At 55.1% G+C, this 25265-nt stretch carries 18 protein-coding genes and 1 pseudogene; 5 read left to right on the top strand and 14 right to left on the bottom strand.

What is annotated here, in order from left to right; all coding sequences use genetic code 11:
• Positions 1-35 precede the first annotated feature (35 nt).
• From bcsC to bcsR, 6 genes are read right to left on the bottom strand one after another with little or no spacing between them, the layout of a single operon-like run.
• Complete coding sequence (gene bcsC, locus ACH0WD_RS12095) at positions 36-3578, bottom strand: cellulose synthase complex outer membrane protein BcsC (RefSeq protein ID WP_001225193.1); 3543 nt, start codon at positions 3576-3578, stop codon at positions 36-38.
• On the bottom strand, positions 3560-4669 hold the full coding sequence (gene bcsZ / locus ACH0WD_RS12090) for a cellulose synthase complex periplasmic endoglucanase BcsZ (protein WP_000988802.1): 1110 nt from the start codon (positions 4667-4669) through the stop codon (positions 3560-3562). Before bcsZ ends, bcsC begins: the two co-directional genes overlap by 19 nt.
• 3 nt (positions 4670-4672) lie before the next feature.
• Complete coding sequence (gene bcsB, locus ACH0WD_RS12085) at positions 4673-6973, bottom strand: cellulose biosynthesis cyclic di-GMP-binding regulatory protein BcsB (protein ID WP_000823814.1); 2301 nt, start codon at positions 6971-6973, stop codon at positions 4673-4675.
• Between the two features lie 10 nt (positions 6974-6983).
• The gene (bcsA, locus tag ACH0WD_RS12080) at positions 6984-9614 is read right to left on the bottom strand and encodes a UDP-forming cellulose synthase catalytic subunit (protein ID WP_006646025.1); all 2631 of its coding nucleotides are present in this window, start codon (positions 9612-9614) and stop codon (positions 6984-6986) included.
• The gene (bcsQ, locus tag ACH0WD_RS12075) at positions 9611-10363 is read right to left on the bottom strand and encodes a cellulose biosynthesis protein BcsQ (protein WP_000996115.1); all 753 of its coding nucleotides are present in this window, start codon (positions 10361-10363) and stop codon (positions 9611-9613) included. The genes bcsA and bcsQ overlap by 4 nt, the downstream gene beginning before the upstream one ends.
• Entirely contained in the window at positions 10364-10567 is a 204-nt protein-coding gene (bcsR, locus tag ACH0WD_RS12070; protein WP_000282616.1) for a cellulose biosynthesis protein BcsR, read from the bottom strand.
• A 244-nt stretch (positions 10568-10811) separates the two neighbouring features.
• Here bcsR and bcsE point away from each other — a divergent pair, with 244 nt between their 5' ends.
• The 3 genes from bcsE to bcsG are packed head-to-tail and all read left to right on the top strand — an operon-like array spanning position 10812 to position 14247.
• Positions 10812-12383: a cellulose biosynthesis c-di-GMP-binding protein BcsE gene (gene bcsE, locus ACH0WD_RS12065; RefSeq protein WP_001205771.1), complete on the top strand. Its 1572-nt coding sequence runs from the start codon at positions 10812-10814 to the stop codon at positions 12381-12383.
• Entirely contained in the window at positions 12380-12571 is a 192-nt protein-coding gene (gene bcsF / locus ACH0WD_RS12060; RefSeq protein ID WP_000988321.1) for a cellulose biosynthesis protein BcsF, read from the top strand. The genes bcsE and bcsF overlap by 4 nt, the downstream gene beginning before the upstream one ends.
• Positions 12568-14247, top strand: a complete 1680-nt coding sequence (gene bcsG, locus ACH0WD_RS12055) for a cellulose biosynthesis protein BcsG (protein ID WP_000192021.1) — start codon at positions 12568-12570, stop codon at positions 14245-14247. The genes bcsF and bcsG overlap by 4 nt, the downstream gene beginning before the upstream one ends.
• 81 nt (positions 14248-14328) lie before the next feature.
• On the opposite strand, the gene ACH0WD_RS12050 is transcribed toward bcsG, so the two are convergent.
• The gene (locus ACH0WD_RS12050; RefSeq protein WP_001537650.1) at positions 14329-14436 is read right to left on the bottom strand and encodes a type I toxin-antitoxin system toxin Ldr family protein; all 108 of its coding nucleotides are present in this window, start codon (positions 14434-14436) and stop codon (positions 14329-14331) included.
• A gap of 293 nt (positions 14437-14729) precedes the next feature.
• Here ACH0WD_RS12050 and ACH0WD_RS12045 point away from each other — a divergent pair.
• Positions 14730-14950: pseudogene (locus ACH0WD_RS12045) on the top strand (PLP-dependent transferase); the annotation flags it as partial.
• Positions 14951-15067: 117 nt separating this feature from the next.
• Positions 15068-16366 carry an aromatic amino acid transport family protein gene (locus ACH0WD_RS12040; protein ID WP_001150179.1) on the top strand — a complete coding sequence of 433 codons (1299 nt, stop codon included), beginning with the start codon at positions 15068-15070 and terminating at the stop codon, positions 16364-16366.
• A gap of 100 nt (positions 16367-16466) precedes the next feature.
• Here ACH0WD_RS12040 and dppF read toward each other — a convergent pair whose 3' ends face one another.
• The 7 genes from dppF to ACH0WD_RS12005 all read right to left on the bottom strand — a co-directional run bounded on the left by dppF (position 16467) and on the right by ACH0WD_RS12005 (position 25229).
• Positions 16467-17480: a dipeptide ABC transporter ATP-binding subunit DppF gene (gene dppF / locus ACH0WD_RS12035; RefSeq protein WP_000103563.1), complete on the bottom strand. Its 1014-nt coding sequence runs from the start codon at positions 17478-17480 to the stop codon at positions 16467-16469.
• Positions 17477-18460: a dipeptide ABC transporter ATP-binding protein gene (dppD, locus tag ACH0WD_RS12030; RefSeq protein WP_001196509.1), complete on the bottom strand. Its 984-nt coding sequence runs from the start codon at positions 18458-18460 to the stop codon at positions 17477-17479. The genes dppF and dppD overlap by 4 nt, the downstream gene beginning before the upstream one ends.
• Before the next feature lie 10 nt (positions 18461-18470).
• Complete coding sequence (dppC, locus tag ACH0WD_RS12025) at positions 18471-19373, bottom strand: dipeptide ABC transporter permease DppC (protein ID WP_000084690.1); 903 nt, start codon at positions 19371-19373, stop codon at positions 18471-18473.
• Positions 19374-19382: 9 nt separating this feature from the next.
• Positions 19383-20402, bottom strand: coding sequence for a dipeptide ABC transporter permease DppB (gene dppB, locus ACH0WD_RS12020; RefSeq protein ID WP_000938843.1), 1020 nt, complete (start codon positions 20400-20402; stop codon positions 19383-19385).
• 156 nt (positions 20403-20558) lie between these two features.
• Positions 20559-22166, bottom strand: coding sequence for a dipeptide ABC transporter periplasmic-binding protein DppA (gene dppA / locus ACH0WD_RS12015; RefSeq protein WP_000028047.1), 1608 nt, complete (start codon positions 22164-22166; stop codon positions 20559-20561).
• A 555-nt stretch (positions 22167-22721) separates the two neighbouring features.
• Positions 22722-24047 carry a uracil-xanthine permease family protein gene (locus tag ACH0WD_RS12010; protein WP_001136080.1) on the bottom strand — a complete coding sequence of 442 codons (1326 nt, stop codon included), beginning with the start codon at positions 24045-24047 and terminating at the stop codon, positions 22722-22724.
• A gap of 57 nt (positions 24048-24104) precedes the next feature.
• Positions 24105-25229, bottom strand: a complete 1125-nt coding sequence (locus ACH0WD_RS12005; RefSeq protein ID WP_000940826.1) for an aryl-sulfate sulfotransferase — start codon at positions 25227-25229, stop codon at positions 24105-24107.
• Positions 25230-25265: the final 36 nt, after the last annotated feature.

The raw sequence follows: 25265 nt of genomic DNA, 5'->3' as shown, positions 1-25265 counted from the left end.
ACGACGCCTGTCAATTCGTAGGCCTGACGCAATGATTACCAGTCAGCGTAAGGCACCAGAGGCTGCGGCGGTAAATCCATATCCCCCTGCCAGCCCGCCGCGGAATAACGGACATACAGCAGCAGATGACTGGGGGTATAATCTTTCGCCTGCTGAATATCGACAGCCGTACCCACAAACCAGTTGGCAGTAACACGGCGTTCAATGAGCGCCCGCGCGGTATAGCCAAATCCCTGGCTGCTGCCGCCGCCGTTGGTCTGGTCACGCGCATCCTCCTGATAATCCGCCGGAATCAAATTCATCAGCGGATAACGCGGCATGGTACGGTTGCGGGAGTGCGACCAGGATACCGAGCCGCCTAGCTCCCACGACCAGTTTTCCGTACGCTGCCGCCACATCACCGGCACCGCAAACGACAGGTATTCCTGCGGGCTATAATAACCGCCCTGACCCAGTGAATAACCGCTCAAATCTTTGTCGTAATGCCAGATCATGTTATTCAGCCCGACGGTAACGCGGCGGTTATTCTCGTTAATCACCTTATAGTAATAACCGGTCATCCAGCGCACGCGCCAGTTATCTTCCACATTTTTACCGCTCAACTGGTCGCCGCTGAGCGACGCCCAGACACCGTTTGCTTCGCCTTTATCATAGCTGAGACTGACGCCGCCGCCGTTGGCCCGCACGCCGCCCCATTTGGTGCCGGTATTGCTGCTGGCGTCCTTTTGCCCGCCAAACGCCAGCAGTGAGCTGGAGATCGGGCGACGATGCGCGTTCAGGGTATAACCCAACGGCCCGATATCGTCGCTATAGCTGACGCCGCCGACCACATCAACGACATTAAAGCCCATCGGCGTCGTGCCGATATCCCAGCGCCAGGTCTCATTCTGCCAGCCGACCGCCACGCTCGCGCCCGTATCGGCCTGGCTACGATGTCCGCTGCATTTCTCCAGCGTACAGGTACCCCAGTTATTATCGTATTTTCCATCCGCATCCGTAGAGAAGCGGCCAACATCCATATTCACCATATCAGTACGAAAGAACGCCCGTCCGTCCGACCAGGGCGCATCCACCTGAAGCATCGTGGTATGCGCCTTCAGATCGGAGTAGCCGCCAGTCCCGCTCGACCCCCAATAATCGTGCGCCAACGTGACATTGAGATCCTGCTGACGGTACAACTCCGCCGCATCGCTACGCACGCCGCGTTTTAGCCAGTCATCTTTTTCATCATTGCGCGTCAGGCGGGTAAAGGTATCGTTATCCTGGGGAAGAACCGGCGTAATCGCCGCGGCGACCATTGCCTCTTTGTAGGTCTCCAGCGCCCGCTGCGGCTCGCCCGTTTGCGCCTGAAAAGCGGCGGCGTCACGCAATACCATTGCGCTTTCCATTGATGGCGGCTGTGCTTTTGCCTGCGGCGTAATGCGGTTAAAGGTCCGCGCCGCCGCCGTGATATCGCCAAGCTGGAGCTGCGCCAGCGCGACGCGGCGCTGCATGTTAATAGAGGTGATTTGCGACGCAGGCAGCGCCGCCAGTTGAGCGCGCGCCGCGGCGTTATCGCCCTGTGCGATGTCGATTTCCAACCGCCCCAGCATGGCATCGACATTACCCGGTTCCCGCGCCAGAACGGCGTCATAAGCGGCGCGGGCCGCCGCATTATCGCCACGCTGCTGCGCCCAGTCCGCCAACGTTAACGCAATGCGCGTAGAGGGCGGCTGCTGACGTAACAACGCTTCCGCTTCGCGTTCTTTGCCGCTATCACGCAAGCGGTTAGCGCTTTCCAGCACCTGGTTACTTTGCAATCGGCCCGCCAGTTCCTGAATATTGCTGTTCCACTGGCTGGTCGGCAGGGTATTGAGATGCGCCAGCGCCGCCCGGTCCCGATCGCTGCCGGAAAGATAAAGCCCATAAGCATAGACCTGTTCCGGATCGTTTGGCTTCTGCTGCGCCAGAGAGCGCATTTGCGCATCGGCCTGGGCGTGCTGCCCGGCCTGCCACAGATCGCGTGACAGTCGGTACGTCACCCACACGCTCCCCGGATCTAATGCCAGCCGGCGACGGTGCAGTTCTGCGGCCTGCGCCCATTTGCCCTCGCTTTCCAGCGTTTCCGCCTGCTGCGCCAGACGGTCATTTTCCAGACTGCGTTCGATATCGTCGATACTGCGCCGCTGGCTGGCGGAAAGAGAAGCGATAAACGCGGCGGCTTTTTGCGGCGACTGCTGGCGATAAAGATTCGCCAGCCCGCGTACAGCATTGGTATTACCGCTATCCATACGCAGCGTCTGCTGATAATAACGTTCGGCGGCGGCATTATCTTTGCGCGCCATCGCCACATCCCCCAGCCCCAGCACCGCGTAGCTGTCGGTGTTATCCACCGCTCGCGCCTGCTGATAGAAACGCTCCGCCTGGGCCAGATTATTCGCTTTTAAGGCCGCGTCGCCCTGCTGAATTAACAACCAGTAGCGATTGACCTTCAGCAGACTCTCCCACTTATCGCGACTGCTGCTGTGCGGCGCCATCGCCAGCGCCTTTTCAAACTGCGCGACGGCGCGGGCGCGATCGCCACGCTGTGAGTATGCCTGCCCCAGCGCGCCGACCGCCTCGCTGTCGTCCTGCCGGGCGCTCACCGCCTGCTGCAATTGCGCAATGGCCTTACCGCCTTCTCCGGCATTAACCGCCGCGATGCCCTGCGAGCGCGCGCGGAACGCCGGATCGGCTAACTGTTTTTGCTGCTCGCTAAGCTGGGCGCGGGCGGCAGACACGCTATCGCCTTCGCTAAACTGCGTCAGATAGTCTTGCAACGCTTTTACGCTGGCGTCGCTAACCGGGAGATCTTTTATCTGCTGGTACCAGATGGCGGAGGCCGCGCTGCGTCCCGTACTGGATTTCGCCATCTGTTTTAGCACCGCAAATCCCTCATCGCGCCGCCCACTGGCGAACAACAGTTGCGCCAGCGCATTTTGCAGAGCGTTATTACCCGGACTGACGGCATTGATTTTCTGTAGCTGGTTAATCGCTTCGTGACGGCGGGCGGGCAATTTCGCCACGGTCGTCCAGTATTCGACCGCCAGTTCGCCCTCCGGCGGATAACCTTTAAACAGCTTGTCGTAGCTGGCGATCGCTTGTTCAGTATGGCCGGTCGTCGCCAGTAAACGCGCCTCCTGCAAAGACTGGCGTCCTTGTGGCGTGGAGAGCAGCATCGCGGTGCGGGAAGATTGATACGCCGTCGACTCCGGCGCCAGTTGCGCCAGCCGGTCAAGTAGCTTCTGTGCCCCGTCGCTATCCCCCTGGCGCAACAGATAGCGGAAACGGGCGGCGATAACCTGTGGATCATTGGGGTCGATCAGCTCCAGGCGATAGAGCGACTGACGGACTAAGTCCTCACGGTGCGTGGCCTCGCCCAGCCGAACCTGCTCCAGCAACTGTTGCTGCGCGGAGGTCGCTGCGCCGGCAAGCGGTGTTAGCGCCATACCAAGCGATAAACCCAACAATGCCCGAGAAACGCCCCTTTTGCCAGGTAAGGCGTTTCGACCGCCAGCCGGCAAAAAAGCGTGCATGAGACTTAACGTGAACTTACGCATTCCTGGCCCCAGTCAGGTAATAATTCACCTTTGACGGTGAAGCGAAAACGGTGCTGATCCCAGCCTTGTCCAAAGAGAGTCAGCACATAGTTGTAATAGGCATCGCTGCCAGGAAAATGGTCTGCGACCCGCTGTCGCTGCACGGCCTGGGCGTCGCGATTTTGCAGGAAAGGCAGTAAAGCGGCGGAAAACCCGACCGGCCCCGTCCCTTGCGCATTCCCGCTGACGACATCCACTTTCTCCGGTGGAACGCCGTTTTTCATCGTTAACGTCGCCATCGGTTTAAATCGCGCCAGTAAACGCGCTTTTTGCGGATCGCCATCATGCATCATTCCCGCCCATAAATAGACGCGAATCGCATCGTAGCTACTGATCAGCGTCTTTTCCGCTTTCAACTGCCAGCCTTGCTTGCTTTCATAACGCACCCAGTCCGGCGAGAAACCTTTCGGCGCGGTTTCCAGCAAAAGCCGCAAATTGGTTTCCCGTAGCGTCGACCACGGCGCGCCAAAACGGCTAAAGTATTGCGCCAACTGCGGCGGCAGATAGCTTGGGTTAAAACGCCAGCTATTCGCCTCGGCAAAGCCGATTTTGCCAGGTAGCAGCATTGAGCCCAGCCCCGGCACATTCACGACCTCTTCGCGAGCGATGCGTTTTAGCAACGCCGTGCCCACCTCGGTATAACGCGTCTCTTTCCACAGACGACCGGCCTCCAGCAGCGACCATGCCATCCAGATATCGCCGTCGGACGCGGAGTTGCTGTCCAGCACCGACCAGGTGTCGGGATCTTTTTGCCCCCACAGCCAGGCGGGCAGATGTTCACGCAGCGATCCCTGCGCCAGATTGTTTTGCGTCCAGTTAAACAGTTGCGCGAACGCCGGTCGATCGTTCGCTGCCAGGGCAAAGAACATGGCGTAGCTTTGCCCTTCGGAGGTGGTAATTTTTCGCGCATCGCCCGGATCGATAACGCGTCCCTGCTGGCTAATGTAATCTTTCTTGAACTGTTCCCACGCAGGCCAGCTACAGGCTGCCTGCGCATTTATTGCCGTCAGCATGACGATCATCGTTATCCATCCGCGCAGCATAGTCATCATGCGTTACTCATGGTCAGGGTCGAGACGACGGCGACTGAGAATACGTAGCAGACGCCACAATACCCACGCCAGTAATACCACACTGAGGGCCGCCAGTACCGCCAGCAGCACCGGGTGATTCGCCAGCGCATACCACAGCCGCTCAAACCACGGCAGATGTCCGACGTAATAGATATCGCCAACGCGCAGACTGTGAACGCCGGACTCGCGGATCACCGCCACGGAACCAAACATCGCGGCGCGTTTACCGCTGTCGTTCACGGCGTCGTTCAGTAACTGGTAGCCGCGCGGGCTGTCAGCCAGCAGAGCAATCACGCTGCGCTGATCATTAAACGGCGACTGGAAGCCCACCACCGCCGCCATCGGGCCGCTGGCGGTGACGGTGGACTGCGCATCCGCCGCGCGATCGGCCTCATCCGGCATAATCGACGGGAAAGCGGTCTGCCGCATCGGGGTTTTTACCCAGCTTTGTGTCGCCTGCACCAACAGATCGATACGCTTATCGTCTTTTAGCTTGCCCGGAATAGCGCCAATAATCAGCAGATCGGCGTCTTTGTCGGCTATCTGAGCGCTATCATCGGTGATGGTCAGATTAATTGCCGGGAAACCGGTCTGCCCGCCAATGGCGCCGACCGTATTCAACAGCGTTTCCATTTGCGCTTCGGTTGGGGTCTTCGGCATCACCGCCAGCGTGTCAGACAGGTCGGCCATCCGGCTGAACGGGAAACCCGCATTGGCGAACGCGCGTAAATCCGGCATCGCGATAAAGTGGTAATATTTCGAAAAATCGATAGTGGAGTCATCCCCTATCACCACATGATTCGGTACCGGCTGGAAGGTAATACAGTTGTCCACCGACCCGCCCGGCATCGGGTTCATGTAGCGGAAGTCAAAACGTAGTTGGTTCATCGCCCCCAGTTTGAGCGCCGGAATAGACACATCCGTTTTACCATCCAGCAGTCCCTGAAGTACCGGCAAGCGCAACAGGAGTCGATTAGTTTCCTGCGTGCTGTTAAGGCTAAAGGCTTGCAGGAACTGGTTATTCAGACTGATGTCCAGCCGTGAACTGTCTTTGGTCGGCGGCGAGGTATAACGGTAGTTGAGATCCATATCAATACCGTTGCTACGCAGCAAATAGAGGTCCGGCGGCAGATTCAAAGAAACGTTGATGGGCGCCGGCTCCAGCCCACTCGACTGGAGCTGCTCTTCATAGGTTTTCAGCTCGCCAAAAGTGACCGGGCGATCGGTACGCACCCAGTTCGGCGCATCATACGGTTTGCGCGCCAGCAGCGGTTTTACATCGTTAACCACCACGCTGGAACCACGAAAGAGAATATTCCCTTGCGCGATACCTTTTGCCGCCTGCAACAGGTCTTTATCATCTCGACCAAACACGACCAGCAACTTCACATACGGATTATCCGGATGGCTCATCATCTCGATAACCGGCGCGTTAACCGCAGGATGATCGCGCAGGAAATCGGGGCGTCGATCGTTGGTGGCGAACACGATCGCATTGCGATCCGGCAGGTGATTATACAACACCGGGAAGCGCTGACCGCGCCAGCCCGCCCGCGAGCCAAACCAGGACGAGACAATAGAAGCCGCCTGCTGCTGCGCCAGATCAGGCATGTCAGCAAACACTATCGGCAACGTCACCGGACGGTTATCCCGCGGATCAAAAAACGGCACCGGGAAGTGGGACAGATCGTTATTCACCGCCAGCATGTTATAGGTCAGATCCAGGGCGCTATTTCGCCCGATGTCTAACCACAGAGTACTGCTGGCCGGGTTTTCACACACGTCGCGATAGTGGCCGACAAACTCCAGCCGCACCCGGTTAAAATCGGTGATAAATAGCGGATTGATAGGTACCTGCGCCAGCGTCTTTTTCCCCAACTGCTCTTTTGTCACCGGCAGTACGCCCATCAGTTCATCATTGAGATAAACCTTAAGCTGCGACTGAACCGGCAGGAGCGACGGCGAGGGCGTATATTCCAGATTCAGCACCGCTTTCGACGCCACTTCATCGCTGCGCATACCAAATTCAATGCCGCCGTTAGGGTTAACGCCACGCAGCGCCATACTACCCGGCGGCGGCGCGATTTGCGCAAAGGTCAGCTTGACCTCGCGCGAAGGCGCGGTCTGCGCCACGACGGGCGCCTCAGTTGCGGGCGACGGCGCAGGCTCGGTGGGTTCAGCATTTATCAATGGCGGCGTAGCAGGCGCCGCCGCCGTCATGAAAGCAGGAAACGCGCTTAATCCTATTACCGCCGCACACATCCAGGACAATTTTCTTTTCATCGCATTATCATCATTGTTGAGCCTGAGCCATAACCCGATCCGACGGCTGTATCGCCGCTTGCCGCTCCGGGCGACGCGGAATAAACGATACAATCCAGGCAATTAACGCCGTCAACGATCGGAAAATTACTTTTACTGAAGGCGGCGCGAATTCCGCGAGGTGGCGATATCCGCGGAAGCCCAGCTTCAGAATATCCAGCAAGCTTTCCAGCGGTTTATCTTCCGGGAAGCTATCTTGCCAAAGCGCCCACGTATCGGCGCGCGCGAAGGTACACTGCACAAAATCAATATGTTGTTTGGTGGTGAGCGGCATCAGTTGTAGCCCGACCTCATTGCCCGTTACGCGCACCACCTGCGTTGGAAAGACATATTCCTGCTGCCCGCGTTTAAGCAACAGATTCACTTTCTGCCCTTCCAGCACCTGCGCCTGACCGTTGATCTTGATGCCTAACCCGCCGTCGGAGAAGTCATGTACGGTACAGGAGAACAAATGTCCATCTTCGCGGGCGATGGCCCCCGGCATGGCAATCTCGACCCGATGCGCGCGCCTGACCTGTTTACTCTCTACCGAAACCGCAACCGCAACCGCGCCGCCGAGAATGACCAGGTTATAGAAGACCCACACCAGGCTAACGATGACGGTCAGCGTTTCATTTTCCGGCCCGTAATAGTATCGCCATACGCCCGCCGCCACGCCGAGCAGGTTAAGCAAGACAAGGAAGATATACGGACGCGAGATTACCCAGTCGACGTACTTCTCTTCCACCAGCCCGCCTTTCGCCGTGACGTTAAATTTCCCTTTGTGCGGATTGATCAACGCGACCAGAGTCGGCGGTGCGATATACCATGCCAGTACCGTTTCATAGATTTCACTCCAGAAAGAGTGACGATACTTGCCCTGAATCTTCGAGTTAGTCAGGCTGGCGTGGACCATGTGCGGTATCACAAATAGCGCAATCATCAACGCAGGCGCATAAATGATATAGGCGTGCAGCAGCAGAAAAGCCAGCGGCGCGGTCAGAAAGATCAGGCGCGGAATGCCGGACAAGAAATGGAACATCGCGTTGAGGTAGCACAGCCGCTGCGCCAGTTTTAAGCCTTTACCAAACAGAGGGTTATCGAGGCGGAAAATTTGCACCATGCCCCGCGCCCAACGAATACGCTGCCCGATATGCGCCGACAGGCTTTCCGTCGCCAGCCCCGCCGCCTGCGGAATGCGCATATACGCTGAGGTATAACCTCGCCGGTGCAGCCGGAGCGAAGTATGCGCATCTTCCGTCACCGTCTCAACGGCGATACCGCCAATCTCATCCAGCGGCTTACGGCGAATCACCGCGCACGATCCGCAAAAGAAAGTGGCGTCCCACATATCGTTACCGTCCTGCACCAGTCCGTAAAACAGCGTGCCTTCGTTAGGCGTTTTACGAAAACGTCCCAGGTTGCGCTCAAACGGGTCCGGGGAGAAGAAATGATGCGGCGTCTGCATCATCGCCAGCTGTTTTTCTTTCAGGAACCAGCCCATTGTCATTTGCAGAAACGAGCGTGTCGGCACATGGTCGCAATCGAAGATCGCCACAAACTCGCCTTTCGCGTGTTTTAGCGCATTGTTGATGTTGCCGGCTTTGGCATGTTCGTGCGTGGCGCGGGCAATGTAATGCACGCCAACATGTCGGGCAAACTGACGAAATGATTCGCGCCCGCCGTCATCAAGGATCCAGATATTCAGCTTGTCCTTCGGCCAGTCAATGCCAAGCGAAGCGTAAATGGTATTTTTGACCACATTAAGGTCTTCGTTATAGGTCGGTACAAAAATATCCACCGTCGGCCACTGCGACATTTCTTTCGGCAACGGCACCGGTTGACGATTTAACGGCCACACCACCTGGAAGTACCCCAGCACCAGCACAATCCAGGCGTAGGTTTCCGCAAACAGCAGAATCAGCCCGCACACCAGACTGACCGGGTCGTCCCAATTTAGCGTCGAGGTATAGCGCCACCAGATATAACGACAGGAGACCGTTAGCGACAGCACGATGAGCATCAGCGCGGAAAAGCGTCCCGGCATACGTCGTACCAACAGCGCAACGCCCCACAGCAACAGCAGAAAGATAAATTGCGATAGCGGGTTAAATGGCTGCGTAATACAGATCAGCGCCAGTATCAGTGAAAAGGTCACGATAACGCCCAGAATAAAACGCCGGGCGCCGTTGCTAAGATGTCCCAGCTCTTTTTCCTTTTCCAGATGCGTTGTCTTTTGGCGCACCCGTTCCGGTAAGGTATCCATCCATTGATGGTAACGTCCACGAACGTCCTTCAGGCGCGCAAATGACCGCCAGCGCGGTTCATGACGTTCTTTAGTCGACGAGATCATCACCAGCCAGAGGGTCTGAATGAGGTAGCGGGCCGGGTCCAGCGGGCGCGGGCGGGCGGCGTTAATATGCGGATAAAGCGCTTTATGCCCGTCGCGAATACGCTGCCAGCGCGGATGCTCAAGCGGAAACACTATCCACGCCAGAATCGTCCACAGGCAGCCGAGCGCTGCGCTAAACGGCGACGCGCCGTGGCGGCGGTAACCCTGATAGCGCTCGCTCAAACGCGCGCTAACCGGCGGGATAAGCAGCCACCGGGAAAGGGCGCTCATCGCAGGCTCCCGGCGGACGTTTTGTCGCCCGCATCATGCAGCAGGCACCAGTTCGCCAGCGTTAACACCTCTTCGGCGGCTAACGAATCGCTGCGATATTCGCCTAACGGCTGTTTCGACGCCATGCACTCCGCCATCGCCTCATCGCGATGGATCACAATGGGCAGCAACCGGCGCTGGCTTTGCAGCCAGACCTGGTACAGATCGTCCTGTAACTGACTGCCAATGCGTAAGTCATTGATCAGAATATGCGCTCCGGCAGGCAATGCCTGCTGATGAAGGCGAATATGGCAGTTAGCGTCAACCTGGGCTATCGCCAGCGTATGGTCGCAGAGGCTCACCAGCTGCCCTGTCAGCGGTGACGCGCCGTAGGGCAAGTCCAGTAAAATCCAGCTATAACGCCCGCTCGCTTTCAGCGCCTGGATAGCCGATCCGATCTCTCCCAGCGTCTCCTGCCAGGCCTGCGGATTTTCCCGCTCTTGCGCGGTGAGCTGTCCAAACGGCAGTAGATCAAGCTGTGAGGTATAACGTAATCCGGCATCGCGCCAGTCCTGGCCGTCCAGCAACGATCGCGCCCAACCGCCCTGATGGACGAAGTCGACGTTAAACGACATGCGCAGCAGGTTATCGGGGCTGGCGTCAATCACCAGGACATTTTCCCCTAAGATTTGTAACGCCCAGGCGAGTGCTGCGGTGAGAGATGTGGTTCCCACCCCGCCGCGCACGCCCTGCAGTCCCAGAATCGCCATTCATGGCTTCCTTAATGAATGTGGTTGCGCAAATTCAGCCAGGAGTGGCCATCTTTTAATCGCCGCCGCCAACTGTTCACGTTGGGAAATATCGGTGTAATCTATTTCGGGTAGTGAAAACGCCTGGCTTAATGCCAGAAAATCATTTTGAAAAGTGTAGCCCAACGTTGGATCGGACTGAGCGCCAGGTTCATTGTTATACATTCTGGTTGCTCCTTTTTAAATATTTCTCACTGGCAGCATTACGCCCCGTCGTCAATACGGGAGAACGCGCATTTTTCATCTTTCCGTGACATCATTTATAATGTGTAAAAATGCAAAGCGCAGAGTTACAGGGCATCCTGCCGGGCAAATTGATTCACATGCTAAATCTGATGCGTTTTAATTTCAATGTTAGGTTTATTTCTGTGCTTTCGCTAGTAAACTGATAAACAGTTAAAATAGTGACATGAGGGACACTGTGGACCCCGTATTTTCTCTCGGCATCTCATCATTATGGGATGAACTGCGCCATATGCCAACCGGCGGCGTCTGGTGGGTTAACGCCGATCGCCAGCAAGATGCCATCAGCCTGGTGAATCAAACGATTGCGTCACAAACGGAGAATGCAAATGTCGCCGTCATCGGCATGGAAGGCGATCCTGGCAAAGTAATCAAATTAGATGAATCTCACGGTCCGGAGAAAATCCGCTTATTTACCATGCCGGATTCAGAAAAAGGGCTATACTCTTTGCCCCACGATTTGCTTTGTTCTGTTAACCCGACGCATTACTTTTTCATTCTTATTTGTGCAAATAACACGTGGCGGAATATAACGTCAGAAAGCCTGCATAAATGGCTGGAAAAAATGAATAAATGGACTCGTTTTCATCACTGTTCATTGTTGGTTATTAACCCTTGTAATAATAGCGATAAACAGTCCTCGTTGTTGATGGGCGAGTATCGCTCACTTTTCGGCCTCGCCAGTTTACGTTTTCAGGGCGACCAACATTTGTTCGATATTGCCTTCTGGTGTAACGAAAAAGGCGTCAGCGCCCGACAGCAGTTATTGCTGTGTCAGCAGGACGAACGCTGGACGCTATCCCATCAGGAGGAGACGGCAATTCAGCCGCGTAGCGACGAAAAACGCATTCTTAGCCACGTCGCCGTCCTTGAAGGCGCGCCGCCGCTCTCGGAACACTGGACGCTTTTCGACAATAACGAAGCGCTATTCAACGACGCGCGCACGGCGCAGGCCGCGACAATTATTTTTTCGCTTACACAGAACAACCAAATCGAGCCGCTTGCTCGTCGCATTCATACTTTGCGGCGCCAGCGGGGAAGCGCGCTGAAAATTGTCGTGCGCGAAAATATCGCCAGTTTGCGCGCCACCGATGAGCGCCTGCTGCTGGGCTGCGGCGCGAATATGATCATTCCCTGGAACGCCCCGCTTTCACGCTGCCTGACGCTTATTGAAAGCGTGCAGGGGCAGCAGTTCAGCCGTTACGTACCGGAAGACATCACCACGCTACTGTCGATGACGCAGCCGTTGAAACTGCGCGGTTTTCAGCCGTGGGATACCTTTTGCGATGCCATCCATACGATGATGAGCAACACCCTGCTCCCCGCCGATGGGAAAGGCGTTCTGGTCGCGCTGCGCCCGGTACCGGGCATTCGGGTTGAGCAGGCGTTAACATTATGTCGGCCAAACCGAACCGGCGATATTATGACCATCGGCGGCAACCGTCTGGTGCTGTTTTTATCATTCTGCCGGGTCAACGATCTGGATACCGCGTTAAACCATATTTTCCCTTTGCCGACGGGCGATATTTTCTCTAATCGTATGGTCTGGTTCGAAGATAAACAAATCAGCGCCGAGCTGGTGCAGATGCGCTTATTGTCGCCGGAACTGTGGGGAACGCCGCTACCGCTGGCAAAACGCGCCGACCCGGTAATAAATGCCGAACACGATGGCCGCATCTGGCGTCGTATTCCTGAACCCCTGCGATTGCTCGACGACACCGCGGAGCGTGCATCATGATGACCATCAGCGATATCGTGCAAATTATTCTTTTTTGCGCGCTGATTTTCTTTCCGCTGGGGTATCTGGCGCGTCATTCGCTACGCCGTATCAGTGATACAACCCGGCTGCTATTTGCCAAACCTCGTTATGTAAAACCAGCCGGAACTCTGCGCCGCGCTACGAAAGTCAAGGCAGACAAAAAATGACTCAGCATACTCAAACTCCTTCAATGCCTTCTCCGCTCTGGCAGTACTGGCGCGGTCTTTCCGGCTGGAACTTCTATTTTCTGGTCAAGTTTGGCCTGCTGTGGGCAGGCTATCTGAATTTTCATCCTTTACTGAATTTGGTATTCATGGCGTTTCTGCTCATGCCAATACCAAAGTATCGCCTTCACCGGTTGCGCCACTGGATTGCCATTCCCGTCGGCTTCGCGCTGTTCTGGCATGATACCTGGCTGCCCGGCCCGCAAAGCATTATGAGTCAGGGGACGCAGGTGGCGGAATTCAGCTCCGGTTATCTGCTCGATCTGATCGCCCGTTTTATTAACTGGCAAATGATCGGCGCCATCTTCGTACTGCTGGTTGCCTGGCTTTTTTTATCACAGTGGATTCGGGTCACGGTGTTTGTGGTCGCCATCATGGTATGGCTGAATGTCCTGACATTAACCGGCCCGGTTTTTACGCTGTGGCCGGCAGGCCAGCCAACCGATACGGTGACGACGACTGGCGGTAATGCGGCCGCTACCGTCGCGACAGCGGGCGATAAGCCGGTCATCGGCGATATGCCTGCGCAAACCGCGCCGCCGACGACCGCGAATCTGAACGCCTGGTTGAACACCTTCTATGCCGCGGAAGAAAAGCGGAAAACGACGTTCCCGGCGCAGCTTCCGCCTGATGCGCAGCCGTTCGACCTATTGGTCATCAATATTTGTTCGCTCTCCTGGTCGGATGTCGAAGCGGCAGGCTTGATGTCACATCCGCTATGGTCGCACTTTGACATTTTGTTTAAACACTTTAATTCCGGCACGTCTTACAGCGGCCCGGCGGCCATTCGTCTGCTGCGCGCCAGCTGTGGTCAACCATCGCATACCCGACTTTATCAACCAGCCGATAACGAATGTTATCTGTTTGATAATCTGGCGAAACTGGGCTTTACTCAGCATCTGATGATGGATCATAACGGTGAATTTGGCGGCTTCCTGAAAGAAGTTCGCGAAAACGGCGGTATGCAGAGCGAACTGATGAACCAGTCCGGCCTGCCAACCGCCCTGCTGTCATTCGACGGCTCGCCGGTATATGACGATTTGGCGGTCCTGAACCGCTGGTTGGCAGGGGAAGAACGTGAAGCCAATTCCCGCTCCGCGACTTTCTTTAACCTGCTGCCGCTGCACGATGGCAACCATTTCCCCGGCGTCAGCAAAACGGCGGATTATAAAATCCGCGCGCAGAAACTGTTCGATGAACTGGACGCCTTCTTTACCGAACTGGAGAAATCCGGGCGTAAGGTGATGGTGGTCGTCGTACCGGAGCACGGCGGCGCGCTGAAGGGCGACAGAATGCAGATATCAGGCCTGCGCGATATTCCCAGCCCCTCCATCACCAACGTCCCGGCGGGCGTGAAATTTTTTGGCATGAAAGCCCCGCATGAGGGCGCGCCGATTGATATTAATCAGCCGAGCAGCTACCTGGCGATTTCCGAACTGGTCGTACGCGCCGTGGACGGTAAGCTCTTTACCGAAGACAGTGTGAACTGGAACAAGCTGACCAGCAATCTGCCGCAAACCGCGCCGGTTTCAGAAAACGCTAATGCGGTGGTGATTCAGTACCAGGGTAAGCCCTACGTTCGTCTGAATGGCGGCGACTGGGTGCCTTACCCGCAGTAAACCGAAAAAGGCCGCAAGGTTTCCCCTGCGGCCTGGTTCGGGCGCATGTTGCCATTACGGCGGACAGACGCTCAAAACGCGTTACTTCCTGTCACGTAGCCAGTTGACGATCACACTGGCGATAATGCCAGCAATGATCGGCGCCGCCAGATCGTGCCAGAAGGCCACGCCCAACTGCGTAAGCGTCATATAGCCGCCTTGTTGCAATGGCAACCGTTCGCGGCTATCCTTGATGTGTTGAGGTTCAAGTTAGCCCCCGTCAGGTTGCCAGGTTTATACCAGTCAACGTGCGGGGGTTTTCTCTATCCAGCAACCTATGCCGCCGGGGATCAAGCCCCCGCAACATTGCGCCTCACCGGGTAAACCCGGCTTGCTGCTGATATTACGGCAAAATCCCCGTCCCGGCACGGCGCTAACGTGCAATCTGCGTGACGCTTCGCAGACGATTACTTTTAACATTCAGCATTTCTGAGGCTGGCAGTCAGCCGCTCAATTCTGTAAATTATGCCTCCTCGCGGCCAGTCCCGGTGATACCGAAACCCTCGTTCAGCATCCTGCGTCTATGACATATTCGCCTGTTGCGCCAGAGGAATGGCTAAAAGCAGGTATTACCGACGAACTTATCCGTCTTTCAGCGGGACCTGAAGATCCCGACGATATTATTCATGACCTTGAACGCGCCAGCAGAAAAGCAGCATTCTGACGATTGCTCGGCGAACCGCTGTCACCGGTTTGCCGCATCGGGTATCAAGGCACTATAGCCTGGTTATAGGCAGCATTCTTTATGAGAGAGCTGCGTATATTTTGGGCAGGGGGCTCTATGCAGGACGACACATTACCATTAAATAACAGTAACGCTACGACCACACCGCTTTCAACGAGATTACCGTTTACAAAATATGATTTTGGCTGGGTGCTCTTGTGTATCGGTATGGCGATCGGCGCCGGTACCGTCTTAATGCCAGTGCAAATCGGTCTCAAGGGGATCTGGGTATTTATTACCGCTTTTATCATCGCCTATCCCGCTACCTATATTGTGCAGGATATTTATCTAAAAACGTTATCTGAAAGCGAAACCTGTGACGATTATACGGATATTATCAGTCACTATCTTGGCAAAAACTGGGGCGTTTTTCTCGGTGTAATCTATTTTCTTATGATTATCCACGGGGTGTTTATTTACTCCCTGTCGGTGGTGTTTGATAGCGCCTCCTATATCAAAACCTTCGGCCTTACTGAGGCCGATCTTTCGCAGTCTATTATCTATAAAGTCGCGATTTTCGCCGTGTTGGTGGTGATTGCCTCCGGCGGGGAAAAGTTATTATTTAAAATTTCCGGCCCGATGGTGGTGGTAAAAGTCGGGATCATTCTGATATTCGGATTTGCGATGATCCCACACTGGAATCTTGATAATATTTCCGCCTTTCCCGCCGCATCGGTTTTCTTTCGCGACGTACTGCTCACTATCCCATTTTGCTTCTTTTCTGCGGTCTTCATTCAGGTGCTAAACCCAATGAACATCGCCTATCGTAAGCGCGAACCTGACCGTGTGCTGGCCACCCGGATGGCGATTCGCACGCATCGCATTAGCTATATTACGCTGATTGCCATTATTCTCTTTTTCTCGTTCTCGTTTACCTTTTCGATTAGCCATGAAGAGGCGGTATCAGCGTTCGAGCAGAATATTTCCGCCCTTGCGCTGGCAGCTCAGGTAATCCCTGGCCATATCATCCATATTACCTCTACCATCCTCAATATTTTTGCCGTACTTACCGCGTTCTTTGGTATTTATTTAGGTTTTCACGAAGCGCTTAAAGGTATTGTACTGAATGTATTGAGTCGTATTATGGATGTCAAAAACGTCAACCCACTGTTACTGACATCTGGAATCTGTGTCTTTATCGTGGTTACTCTGGTTATTTGGGTTTCGTTTCGCGTCTCAGTATTGGTCTTTTTCCAGTTAGGCAGTCCGCTTTATGGCATTGTCGCGTGTATTATTCCCTTTTTCCTGATTTATAAAGTAGCGCAACTGGAAAAATTACGCGGCCTGAAAACCTGGCTTATTCTGTTATATGGAATATTGTTGTGCCTGTCGCCGTTATTAAAATTGATTGAATAAGTCGTACCGGAGAGCCATGCCCGGTGGCGCTACGCTTACCAGGCCTACAGGTACGGTGTAGGCTTGATAAGGCGCAGCCGCCATCCGGCATAAAACGCAATTAACTCAGCGGCTTCTGCGGGTTTTCATCCTGATCGACGGCAAAGCAGGCCACCAACTGGCCGTCGTACTCTTTAAGCTGCGGCTGTAACTGCGTACAGGGTCCGAAGCGACGGCTGCAGCGGGCGTTGAAGGCGCAGCCCGGCGGCGGGTTCAGCGGGCTCGGCAACTCGCCGGTCAGCTTAATCCGCTCACGGCGATCGTCCGGATTCAGCCGCGGCGTGGCGGAGAGCAACGCCTGGGTATAGGGATGACGTGGATTGTTAAAAATCTGCTCTTTGGTCCCTTTCTCCACGCAGCGGCCTAAGTACATGACCATCACTTCATCGGCGATGTGTTCCACCACCGACAGGTCGTGCGAGATAAAGACATAAGACAGCCCCATATCCTGTTGCAAATCCATCATCAGGTTCAGCACCTGAGCGCGCACCGACACGTCGAGCGCGGAAACCGGTTCGTCGGCAATCACTACGTCCGGATCAAGCATCAGACCGCGGGCGATAGCGATACGCTGACGCTGGCCACCGGAGAACATATGCGGATAGCGGTCGTAGTGCTCGGTTTTCAGCCCCACCTTCGCCATCATCGCCAGCGCTTTTTCACGACGCTGCGCTTTACTCAGGCTGGTATTGATCAGCAACGGCTCTTCCAGAATTTGCCCCACTTTCTTGCGTGGGTTCAGGGAACCGTAGGGGTTCTGAAACACAATCTGAATTTTCTGCCGCCGCAGTTTCTGCGCGTGCGGATCGTGTTTGAGCAGATCCTGCCCCTGGTAATAAAGCTCGCCGCCGGTTGGCGTTTCAATCATCGTCAGCAGGCGACCCAGTGTGGATTTTCCACAACCGGACTCCCCCACTACGGCCAGCGTTTTACCGCGTTCGAGATTAAACGACACGCCGTCCAGCGCTTTTACCAGCCGTTCCGGAGAAAAGATCCCCTTCTTCACCGGATAGTGTTTTTTCAGGTCGATAGCCCGCAACAGCGGCTGTTGCAAGGTGGCCTCATGCGTACTCATAGTGTGGGCCTCCCGGCATCATCGAGTGGGTAATGACATTTTGACTGACGTCCATCGTCCAGTTGGTTGAGAGCAGGTTCTTCCGCACGACATCTGTCCGTGGCGTAGGGGCAGCGAGGGTTAAGCAGACAACCCGTCGGTCGGTCATATTTCCCCGGCACCACGCCCGGCAGCGACGCCAGACGCGCTTTATCTTGCGCAAACTCTGGTAACGCACGTAGCAATGCCTGGGTATACGGATGACGCGGCGCGCGGAAAATATCCTGCGCAGCGCCTGTTTCGACGACCTGCCCGGCGTACATGACGATAATTTTGTGCGCCGCTTCCGCCACCAGCGCCAGGTCATGGGTAATCAGCACCAGCGCCATGTTCTCTTTTTGCTGCAACTCCAGCAGCAGCTCAATGATTTGCGCCTGAATGGTCACATCCAGCGCCGTGGTCGGTTCATCAGCAATTAACAGCTTTGGTCGACAGGCTATTGCCATCGCAATCATCACGCGCTGACTCATGCCGCCAGAAAGCTGGTGCGGATAGACATCCAGACGAGAAGCCGGATCGGGAATACCCACCTGGTTCAACAGGTCAATCGCTCGCTGACGACGGGTTTTCTTGTTCCCGCCCTGATGTACCTTGATGGCTTCCATAATCTGAAAGCCAACGGTATAGCAAGGATTGAGGCTGGTCATCGGGTCCTGGAAAATCATCGCCACTTCAGCGCCCACCAGGTTGCGACGTTCCTTCTCGGAAATGCGCTTCAGATCCTGTCCGTTAAAGAGCAGGTTTTCCGCCATCACGCGGCCTGGGTAATCGATAAGCCCCATAATCGCCAGCGAGCTGACGGATTTGCCGGAACCAGACTCGCCGACAATACCGACCACCTCACCCTGCTTCACGCTGTAGCTAATGCGGTCGACGGCTTTGAACGGTGTCCCTTCATCGCCGAAGTGCACCGATAATTGATCTACATTTAATAACGCCATCTCGAACCTCTTACTGCTTCAGTTTGGGATCGAGCGCGTCACGCAGACCGTCACCCATCAGGTTAAATGCCAGTACCGTCAGCAGAATCGCCAGCCCCGGGAAGGTCACGACCCACCAGGCGCTTTGGGCAAACTGCAGAACGTCAGAGAGCATGGTGCCCCACTCCGGCGTTGGCGGCTGTGCGCCCATGCCAAGAAAGCCGAGGGCGGCCATATCGAGAATGGCGTTAGAGAAACCGAGCGATGCCTGAACGATCAGCGGCGCAAGGCAGTTCGGGAAAATATTGACGAACATCTGACGCATCGCGCCTGCGCCCGCCACGCGGGAGGCAGTCACATAATCGCGGTTCACCTCTACCAGAACCGCCGCGCGGGTTAAGCGGACATAGTGCGGCAGCGCCACAAACGTCAACGCCAGCGCAGCGTTGCCGATGGAGGGGCCGAAGATCGCCACCAGCACCAGCGCCAGCAGCAGGCTCGGCAGGGCCAGCATAATATCGACCACGCGCATGATGATGTTATCGACCAGACCGCCGAAGTAGCCCGCGACCAGGCCGAGAATAATCCCCATTACCAGCGACAGGACGACCACCAGACAGCCGACCAGCAGTGACAAACGCGCGCCATACATCAGGCGCGAGAGGACATCGCGACCAACATCATCCGTTCCCAGAATATGCGCCCAACTGCCGCCTTCCTGCCAGACCGGCGGCGCCAGCAGCGCATCGCGGAACTGCTCTGCCGGGTTGTACGGCGCAATAAAGTTGGCAAACACCGCAATCAGGATCACGATGAGAACATACGCCAGCCCGACGACCGCGCCTTTGTTGCGTTTAAAATAGTGCCAGAACTCCCGCAATGGCGTCATGGGCGCCGGTGCGGCATTAACATTATTTTCAGTAACCTGTGACATGATGGCCCCTTACTTCTTATGCCGAATACGCGGGTTCACCACGCCGTACAGCAGGTCTACCAGCAGGTTGACGAGAATAATCATCGTCGCTACCAGTAACACGCCGCCCTGCACTACCGGATAATCGCGGCGTTGCAGCGCATCGATCAGCCAGCGCCCCAGACCGGGCCACGAGAAGATAGTTTCTGTCAGAATCGCGCCCGCCAACAGCGTACCCACCTGCAGGCCGATCACGGTGACGACTGGCAGCATGGCGTTACGCAGAGCATGGACGATAATGACGCGCATCCTGGTCAACCCTTTGGCGCGTGCGGTACGGATGTAATCCTCCCCCAGCACTTCCAGCATCGACGAACGGGTCATACGCACAATGACGGCCAGCGGGATTGTGCCGAGCACCATCGCAGGCAGGATCATATGCGCCAGCGCATCAATAAAGTTACCCTCTTCGCCCCAGATAGCGGTGTCGATCAGCATAAAGCCCGTCAACGGATTGGTATCATCAAGGAACACCATATCGCTCACGCGCCCGGAAACCGGCGTCAGGTTCCAGTGGACGGAGACCAGCATGATCAGCATCATGCCCCACCAGAAGATAGGCATAGAGTAACCGGTCAGCGCCAGGCCAACGGCAGTGTGATCGAAGATAGAACCGCGCTTCACTGCGGCCAGCACGCCCACCGGAATCCCCACGGCGACGGCAAAAATCATGGCGCAGACGCCAAGTTCCAGCGTCGCTTTAAAGCGAGGCACAAACTCGTCCCACACGGGGATTCGGCTTTTCAGCGAGATGCCTAAATCGCCATGCATCACCCCCCAGATATAATGGAGGTACTGCTGCCACATCGGTTTATCAAGACCGAGTTCAGCCAGCAGTTGAGCATGACGCTCAGGGGAAATACCTCGCTCACCCGCCATGATCATCACCGGATCGCCGGGGATCATGTGGACAAAGGCAAAGGTGAGAAGGGTAATACCGATAAACGTCGGGATAACGAGTCCCAAACGTCGGAGAATGAACTGCAACATAACCCGAATTCTCTCTCATGACGCACGGCCTGGAACCGTGAGTCTGTATTGCTCACAAATCTTATCCCACGCAAACTGCATCGCGGATAAAGCATTACGCCGGATGGCGCTGCGCTTATCCGGCCTACACAACACCGGGGCGCAGCGCTCTTTTAATTATTCGACAGAGACGTTTTCGAAGTGATGTTTGCCTAATGGATCAACCACATAGCCTTTAACTTCTTTACGCACTGGCTCATAAACCGTGGAGTGAGCGATGATCAGCGCTGGCGCCTGGTCATGCATCACAACCTGGGCCTGTTTATAGAGCTCAATACGCTTGTTGTGGTCATCGGTCGCACGCGCAGGCTGAATCAGGTCTTCAAACGGCTTATAACACCATTTTGAATAGTTGGAGCCTTGCTGGGCGGCATCGCAGCTGAACAAAGTGGCGAAGAAGTTATCCGGATCGCCATTATCGCCGGTCCAGCCCATCATCACCGTCTGGTGCTCGCCATCTTTAGCGCGCTTGAGGTATTCGCCCCATTCATAGGTGACAATTTTGGCCTGAACGCCAATCTTCGCCCAGTCCGCCTGGATCATTTCCGCCATACGACGCGCATTCGGGTTATAGGGACGCTGTACCGGCATCGCCCATAGATCGATGGTGAAGCCTTTTTCCAGGCCGGCTTCTTTCAGCAGCGCCTTCGCTTTTTCCGGATCGTAGCCGTAGTCTTTAATATCGTCGTTGTAGCCCCACATTGTCGGCGGGATCAGGTTTTTCGCCGCAACGCCCGCGCCCTGATAAACGGCTTTGATGATGGCCTCTTTATTCACGGCATAGGTCAACGCCTGGCGAACTTTGACATCATCCAGCGGTTTTTTCTGCACGTTATAGGAGAGATAACCCACGTTCAGGCCAGCCTGCTCCATCAGGTTGATGTTTTTATCTTCTTTCATGCGCGCAATATCCGCCGGGTTCGGATACGGCATCACCTGACATTCGTTCTTCTGCAGTTTGGCGTAACGCACAGAGGCGTCAGGCGTGATGGAGAAGACCAGGCGGTCGATCTGCGGCTTCGTGCCCCAGTAGCCGTCAAAAGCTTTGTAGAGAATGCGGGAGTCTTTCTGATATTGCACCAGTTGGAACGGGCCAGTGCCGACCGGGTTCAGATCCACTTTTTCCGGCGTACCGGCTTTCAGCATGTTGTCAGCATATTCTTTGGAAAGAATAGAGGCGAAGTCCATGGCTAAATCGGCAAGGAACGGCGCTTCCGGACGCGTCAGCACAAACTGCACCGTGTGATCGTCGACCTTCTTCACTTCGCTAATCAGATCCGGCAGCCCCATGCCTTCAAAGTATTCATAGCTGCCGCCAGACACTTTATGGTACGGGTTCTGCTCGTTTTTCTGCCGGTCAAAAGAGAACACGACATCATCGGCGTTCAGCTCGCGCGTGGGTTTGAAATCCTTGCTGGATTGCCATTTCACCCCTTTACGTAGGTGGAACGTATAGGTTTTACCGTCTTCGCTGATATCCCACTTCTCAGCAAGACCCGGGATCACTTCCGTGGTGCCGGTTTTGAATTCAACCAGACGGTTATAGATAGGTACGGAGCTGGCATCATAGGTGGTGCCAGACGTAAAGAGCTGTGGGTTAAAGCCTTCCGGCGAGCCTTCTGAACAATAAACCAGGGTTTTGGCCTGCACGCTTGCTGCAACGGTCATGGCCACCAGGCTCAAACCAAGCTTCAGCATCCCTGACTTCTTCAAGGAAATACTCATTCTTCTGCTCCAATTGTGATGTATGTTGTTTTGCCCTTTGCAAAGGCTTTTACCGCCCGGCCTTTTTTGTTTTTTACCTGGTCAGGTCAGTAGTGAGAGGTGGGGATTCCGTTCGCATAATCGACTGAGTTGCAGTGCGGATTCTCCATAAAATGCCCCTCATTCCCTACAATCTGTCAATAGAATGTCAAAACGTCAATACAGGTAACCAGCTTTTACAACAACGGTGAGAATTAACAAACAAAGATTAAAAAAAGTTCAGAAGGGTATTTTCAGCAGGGAAATTTGTGCTATGGGCAGAAAGGCAGAGTTATTCACTTAATATTTTGCAACAGTTAGTGATTAACAATTAGACATTAATTGAAAAATTTCTTTCGATATGTTGATTATCTGAGCGATTAATACCACTAACGCTAAAACGCACAGGCGAAAATGCTGAGGTTATCCATAAGCCGTGTGCAAAAAAGAGTTATACGGACATTGAAAAACACCATCGAATATGTCACAAAATTGTAAATAAGTAGGCCGTCGTGCGGCCTACCGCGATCACAAAAACTAACTTTTGACCCTGGCCTGCGTGCGCTTTTCGCTCCAGTTAAACAACGAGTTCACCAGAATCGCCGTCAACGTCCCCGCCGCCATGCCGTTACCAAACACCATCTGCACGCCTGAAGGGAAATTTTGATAAAGACCCGGCACCAGAATAGGCAGCATGCCCATCGCCAGCCCCATTGCCAGCGCGTAGGTTTTGCCCGGTGTGTGCAACGGTTCACGAGCGATCATATCGATACCAATCACCCCGATAATGCTGAACACAATCACCGCCGTACCGCACACCACCGAACCTGGCAGACAGGTCGCCAGACGTACCAGCGGCGCGAATATGGCAATCAGGATTAACAATCCTCCGGCAGCCGCAGTCACGAAACGCGATTTCACATTAGTGGTGCGTACCACCCCAATATTTTCGCCGGAGGTGATAATTAAGGAGGTGCCAAAAATCCCCCCCAGCAGCGACATTACCGCATCACCACGAATGGTACGTGGAATCGCCTGCTGCACATTTTGCGTGGAATTGACTATTTCCGCGGTCGCAATCGTTTGCCCGGTTGCTTCAGCCATAGAGATGACCGCGTAAATCAGCAACGGCAGCGAGGCAGAGAGATCAAAAATCGGCCAGCCGAACGGCAAAAGCTGTGGGAAACTAAACAGCGGCCCGTGACTAACACCGCTAAAATCGGTGCTGCCCAGCGCCATTCCCAGCAACGTTCCCGCTAAAAGGCCGAACATCACCGCCAGCTGGCGCAAAATACCGCTAAACGCCAGCGCGAAAATCAGCGTTATCAGGATAGTCCCCAGCGATAAAATGATACTGGTTGGATGAGCGAAGTCGGCGCTCCCTGGCTGGCCAATGATCAATCCGCCGTACAGGCGAATAAGGTTAATCGACACCATTAGTAGCATGATGCCAATGATAAAGGGGGGAAAATGGTGCAGGCAGCGGCGGAAAATCGGCAACGCGATAAAGTAGAACAGCGAGGTCAGAATTACGGCGCCAATCGCGGTCTGGATATTGGTCTGTAAAGCGATCGCAACGAAAATCGCAATCGGCGCGCCCCCCGGTACCATAATAAACGGCAAACGCGCGCCCACCCCTTTCACACCCAGGCTTTGCAGAATAGCGCCCAGACCGCACATCAGAAAGGTCGCGCTAAGTACCGAGGCGGTCACCGTATCGGTAAAGTGGAGCGCTTTGGCGATCAGAAAGACGGAGGTAATGGGGGTGGCGGCAACGACCAGCACATGCTGAAGCGCCAAAAGTAAGGTGGTTTGCCAGGGTAATGCATCGTTATCCGGCGTAGTAAGGCCAGGTTGCGGCATGATTAACTCCCATAAAACATCAAAAAAATAACCGCCAGCGCGGGCTGGCGGTCTGTATTATTTCAACCAACTAATGGCATCAGCGGCATAGCGATGCGCACGGAAGGTGCTGTTCTGTTTTCCAGGAATAATGCCTTTACTGAGGTGCTCCGGATATTCATTAAAGAACGGAATGATATATTCCCATACCGTTTCGCCTTCCGGAGTAACTTCAAACAGGCGACCAAACGCCGATTCACAGATAAAGGTGTTGCCGTTCGCCAGCCGCTGCGCGCTCCCCATATACGGCGAGAAAAACGCCGGCGGGAAGATATCGCGATACTGCCAGGTAATCGCTTTGGTCTGCGGATCGAACTCCAGCACCGTGGAATGCGGCGAGGTGACGCCGGGACGCAGGTTGCCGTTATCGAAAACCAGAATCGACCCGTTCTCCATCTCAACCGGCGTGTGCTGCTGCGCTACGACTTCCGGCCCTGCATGCCAGATAACCTTCCCGCTCTCTTTATCCACGGCAATGACGCCGGAAGTGGTACGCAGGCTCATCAGTACCAGGCCATCACGGGTGACGGACAGGCCGTTAATCATCGGCCAGTGGCGGCGGTCGAAAATATCATGAATCGGGAAATCTTCCGGATTCAAATGCTCCCAGGCACGCCATTCCCAGACCACTTCACCGTCGCGATTGACCTCTTTGACGACGTCACTCTGAATCACGCCGTCCGGCGCATCACGTCGCGGGTCGCCGCCGGTAACACGGGCGGCGATATCGGCAGGTAACGGCGACGCGGCGGTATACAACAGATTACCGTTCGCCAACCATTGCGCATCATGGTGATGGTAAATATCTTCGTAATGCCAGACGATTTCGTTATCCGGCGTCACTTCGTAGAAGTCGCCGCCGTGCCAGAGATCCCACGCCGGATAGAGGTTCGCTGAAGTGCGGTGGCTGCCGTTATAACCCAGATTACCGTTCGGCAGCAGCACCGCATCACGCCCGGCGCGAACCGGAAGCTGCCACTGATGCGCGACTTCGCCCTGCTCGTCCACCAGGTAAACCCGCCCTTCGGCGGTTTGCGGCGCAAAAAGCGTATAGCCGCCAAAGCTCTTCGCCTTATCAGCGTAGATAAGGCCCGCCGGACGGCGTCCAAGGGTAAAAGTCGAGTCCTGAGTTAAGTGTGCCACATCGCCTCCTGAGGAATAAATTTGCGCCAAAATACC

This window comes from Salmonella sp. 2020_1395, assembly GCF_043848115.1.
GTDB classification, from domain to species: domain Bacteria; phylum Pseudomonadota; class Gammaproteobacteria; order Enterobacterales; family Enterobacteriaceae; genus Salmonella; species Salmonella enterica.
This window is presented reverse-complemented; position numbering and strand designations above follow the sequence as displayed.

What these genes read in the sequence shown, in the direction of transcription:
- ACH0WD_RS12050 (WP_001537650.1), bottom strand. Translation starts at nt 14,436, where the DNA reads ATGACGCTTACGCAGTTGGGCGTGGCCTTCTGGCACGATCTGGCGGCG.
- dppA (WP_000028047.1), bottom strand. Translation starts at nt 22,166, where the DNA reads ATGAGTATTTCCTTGAAGAAGTCAGGGATGCTGAAGCTTGGTTTGAGC.
- bcsC (WP_001225193.1), bottom strand. Translation starts at nt 3,578, where the DNA reads ATGCGTAAGTTCACGTTAAGTCTCATGCACGCTTTTTTGCCGGCTGGC.
- dppF (WP_000103563.1), bottom strand. Translation starts at nt 17,480, where the DNA reads ATGAGTACGCATGAGGCCACCTTGCAACAGCCGCTGTTGCGGGCTATC.
- bcsG (WP_000192021.1), top strand. Translation starts at nt 12,568, where the DNA reads ATGACTCAGCATACTCAAACTCCTTCAATGCCTTCTCCGCTCTGGCAG.
- dppB (WP_000938843.1), bottom strand. Translation starts at nt 20,402, where the DNA reads ATGTTGCAGTTCATTCTCCGACGTTTGGGACTCGTTATCCCGACGTTT.
- dppC (WP_000084690.1), bottom strand. Translation starts at nt 19,373, where the DNA reads ATGTCACAGGTTACTGAAAATAATGTTAATGCCGCACCGGCGCCCATG.
- ACH0WD_RS12040 (WP_001150179.1), top strand. Translation starts at nt 15,068, where the DNA reads ATGCAGGACGACACATTACCATTAAATAACAGTAACGCTACGACCACA.
- bcsA (WP_006646025.1), bottom strand. Translation starts at nt 9,614, where the DNA reads ATGAGCGCCCTTTCCCGGTGGCTGCTTATCCCGCCGGTTAGCGCGCGT.
- bcsR (WP_000282616.1), bottom strand. Translation starts at nt 10,567, where the DNA reads ATGTATAACAATGAACCTGGCGCTCAGTCCGATCCAACGTTGGGCTAC.
- ACH0WD_RS12010 (WP_001136080.1), bottom strand. Translation starts at nt 24,047, where the DNA reads ATGCCGCAACCTGGCCTTACTACGCCGGATAACGATGCATTACCCTGG.
- bcsF (WP_000988321.1), top strand. Translation starts at nt 12,380, where the DNA reads ATGATGACCATCAGCGATATCGTGCAAATTATTCTTTTTTGCGCGCTG.
- bcsZ (WP_000988802.1), bottom strand. Translation starts at nt 4,669, where the DNA reads ATGATGACTATGCTGCGCGGATGGATAACGATGATCGTCATGCTGACG.
- bcsQ (WP_000996115.1), bottom strand. Translation starts at nt 10,363, where the DNA reads ATGGCGATTCTGGGACTGCAGGGCGTGCGCGGCGGGGTGGGAACCACA.
- dppD (WP_001196509.1), bottom strand. Translation starts at nt 18,460, where the DNA reads ATGGCGTTATTAAATGTAGATCAATTATCGGTGCACTTCGGCGATGAA.
- bcsE (WP_001205771.1), top strand. Translation starts at nt 10,812, where the DNA reads ATGAGGGACACTGTGGACCCCGTATTTTCTCTCGGCATCTCATCATTA.
- bcsB (WP_000823814.1), bottom strand. Translation starts at nt 6,973, where the DNA reads ATGAAAAGAAAATTGTCCTGGATGTGTGCGGCGGTAATAGGATTAAGC.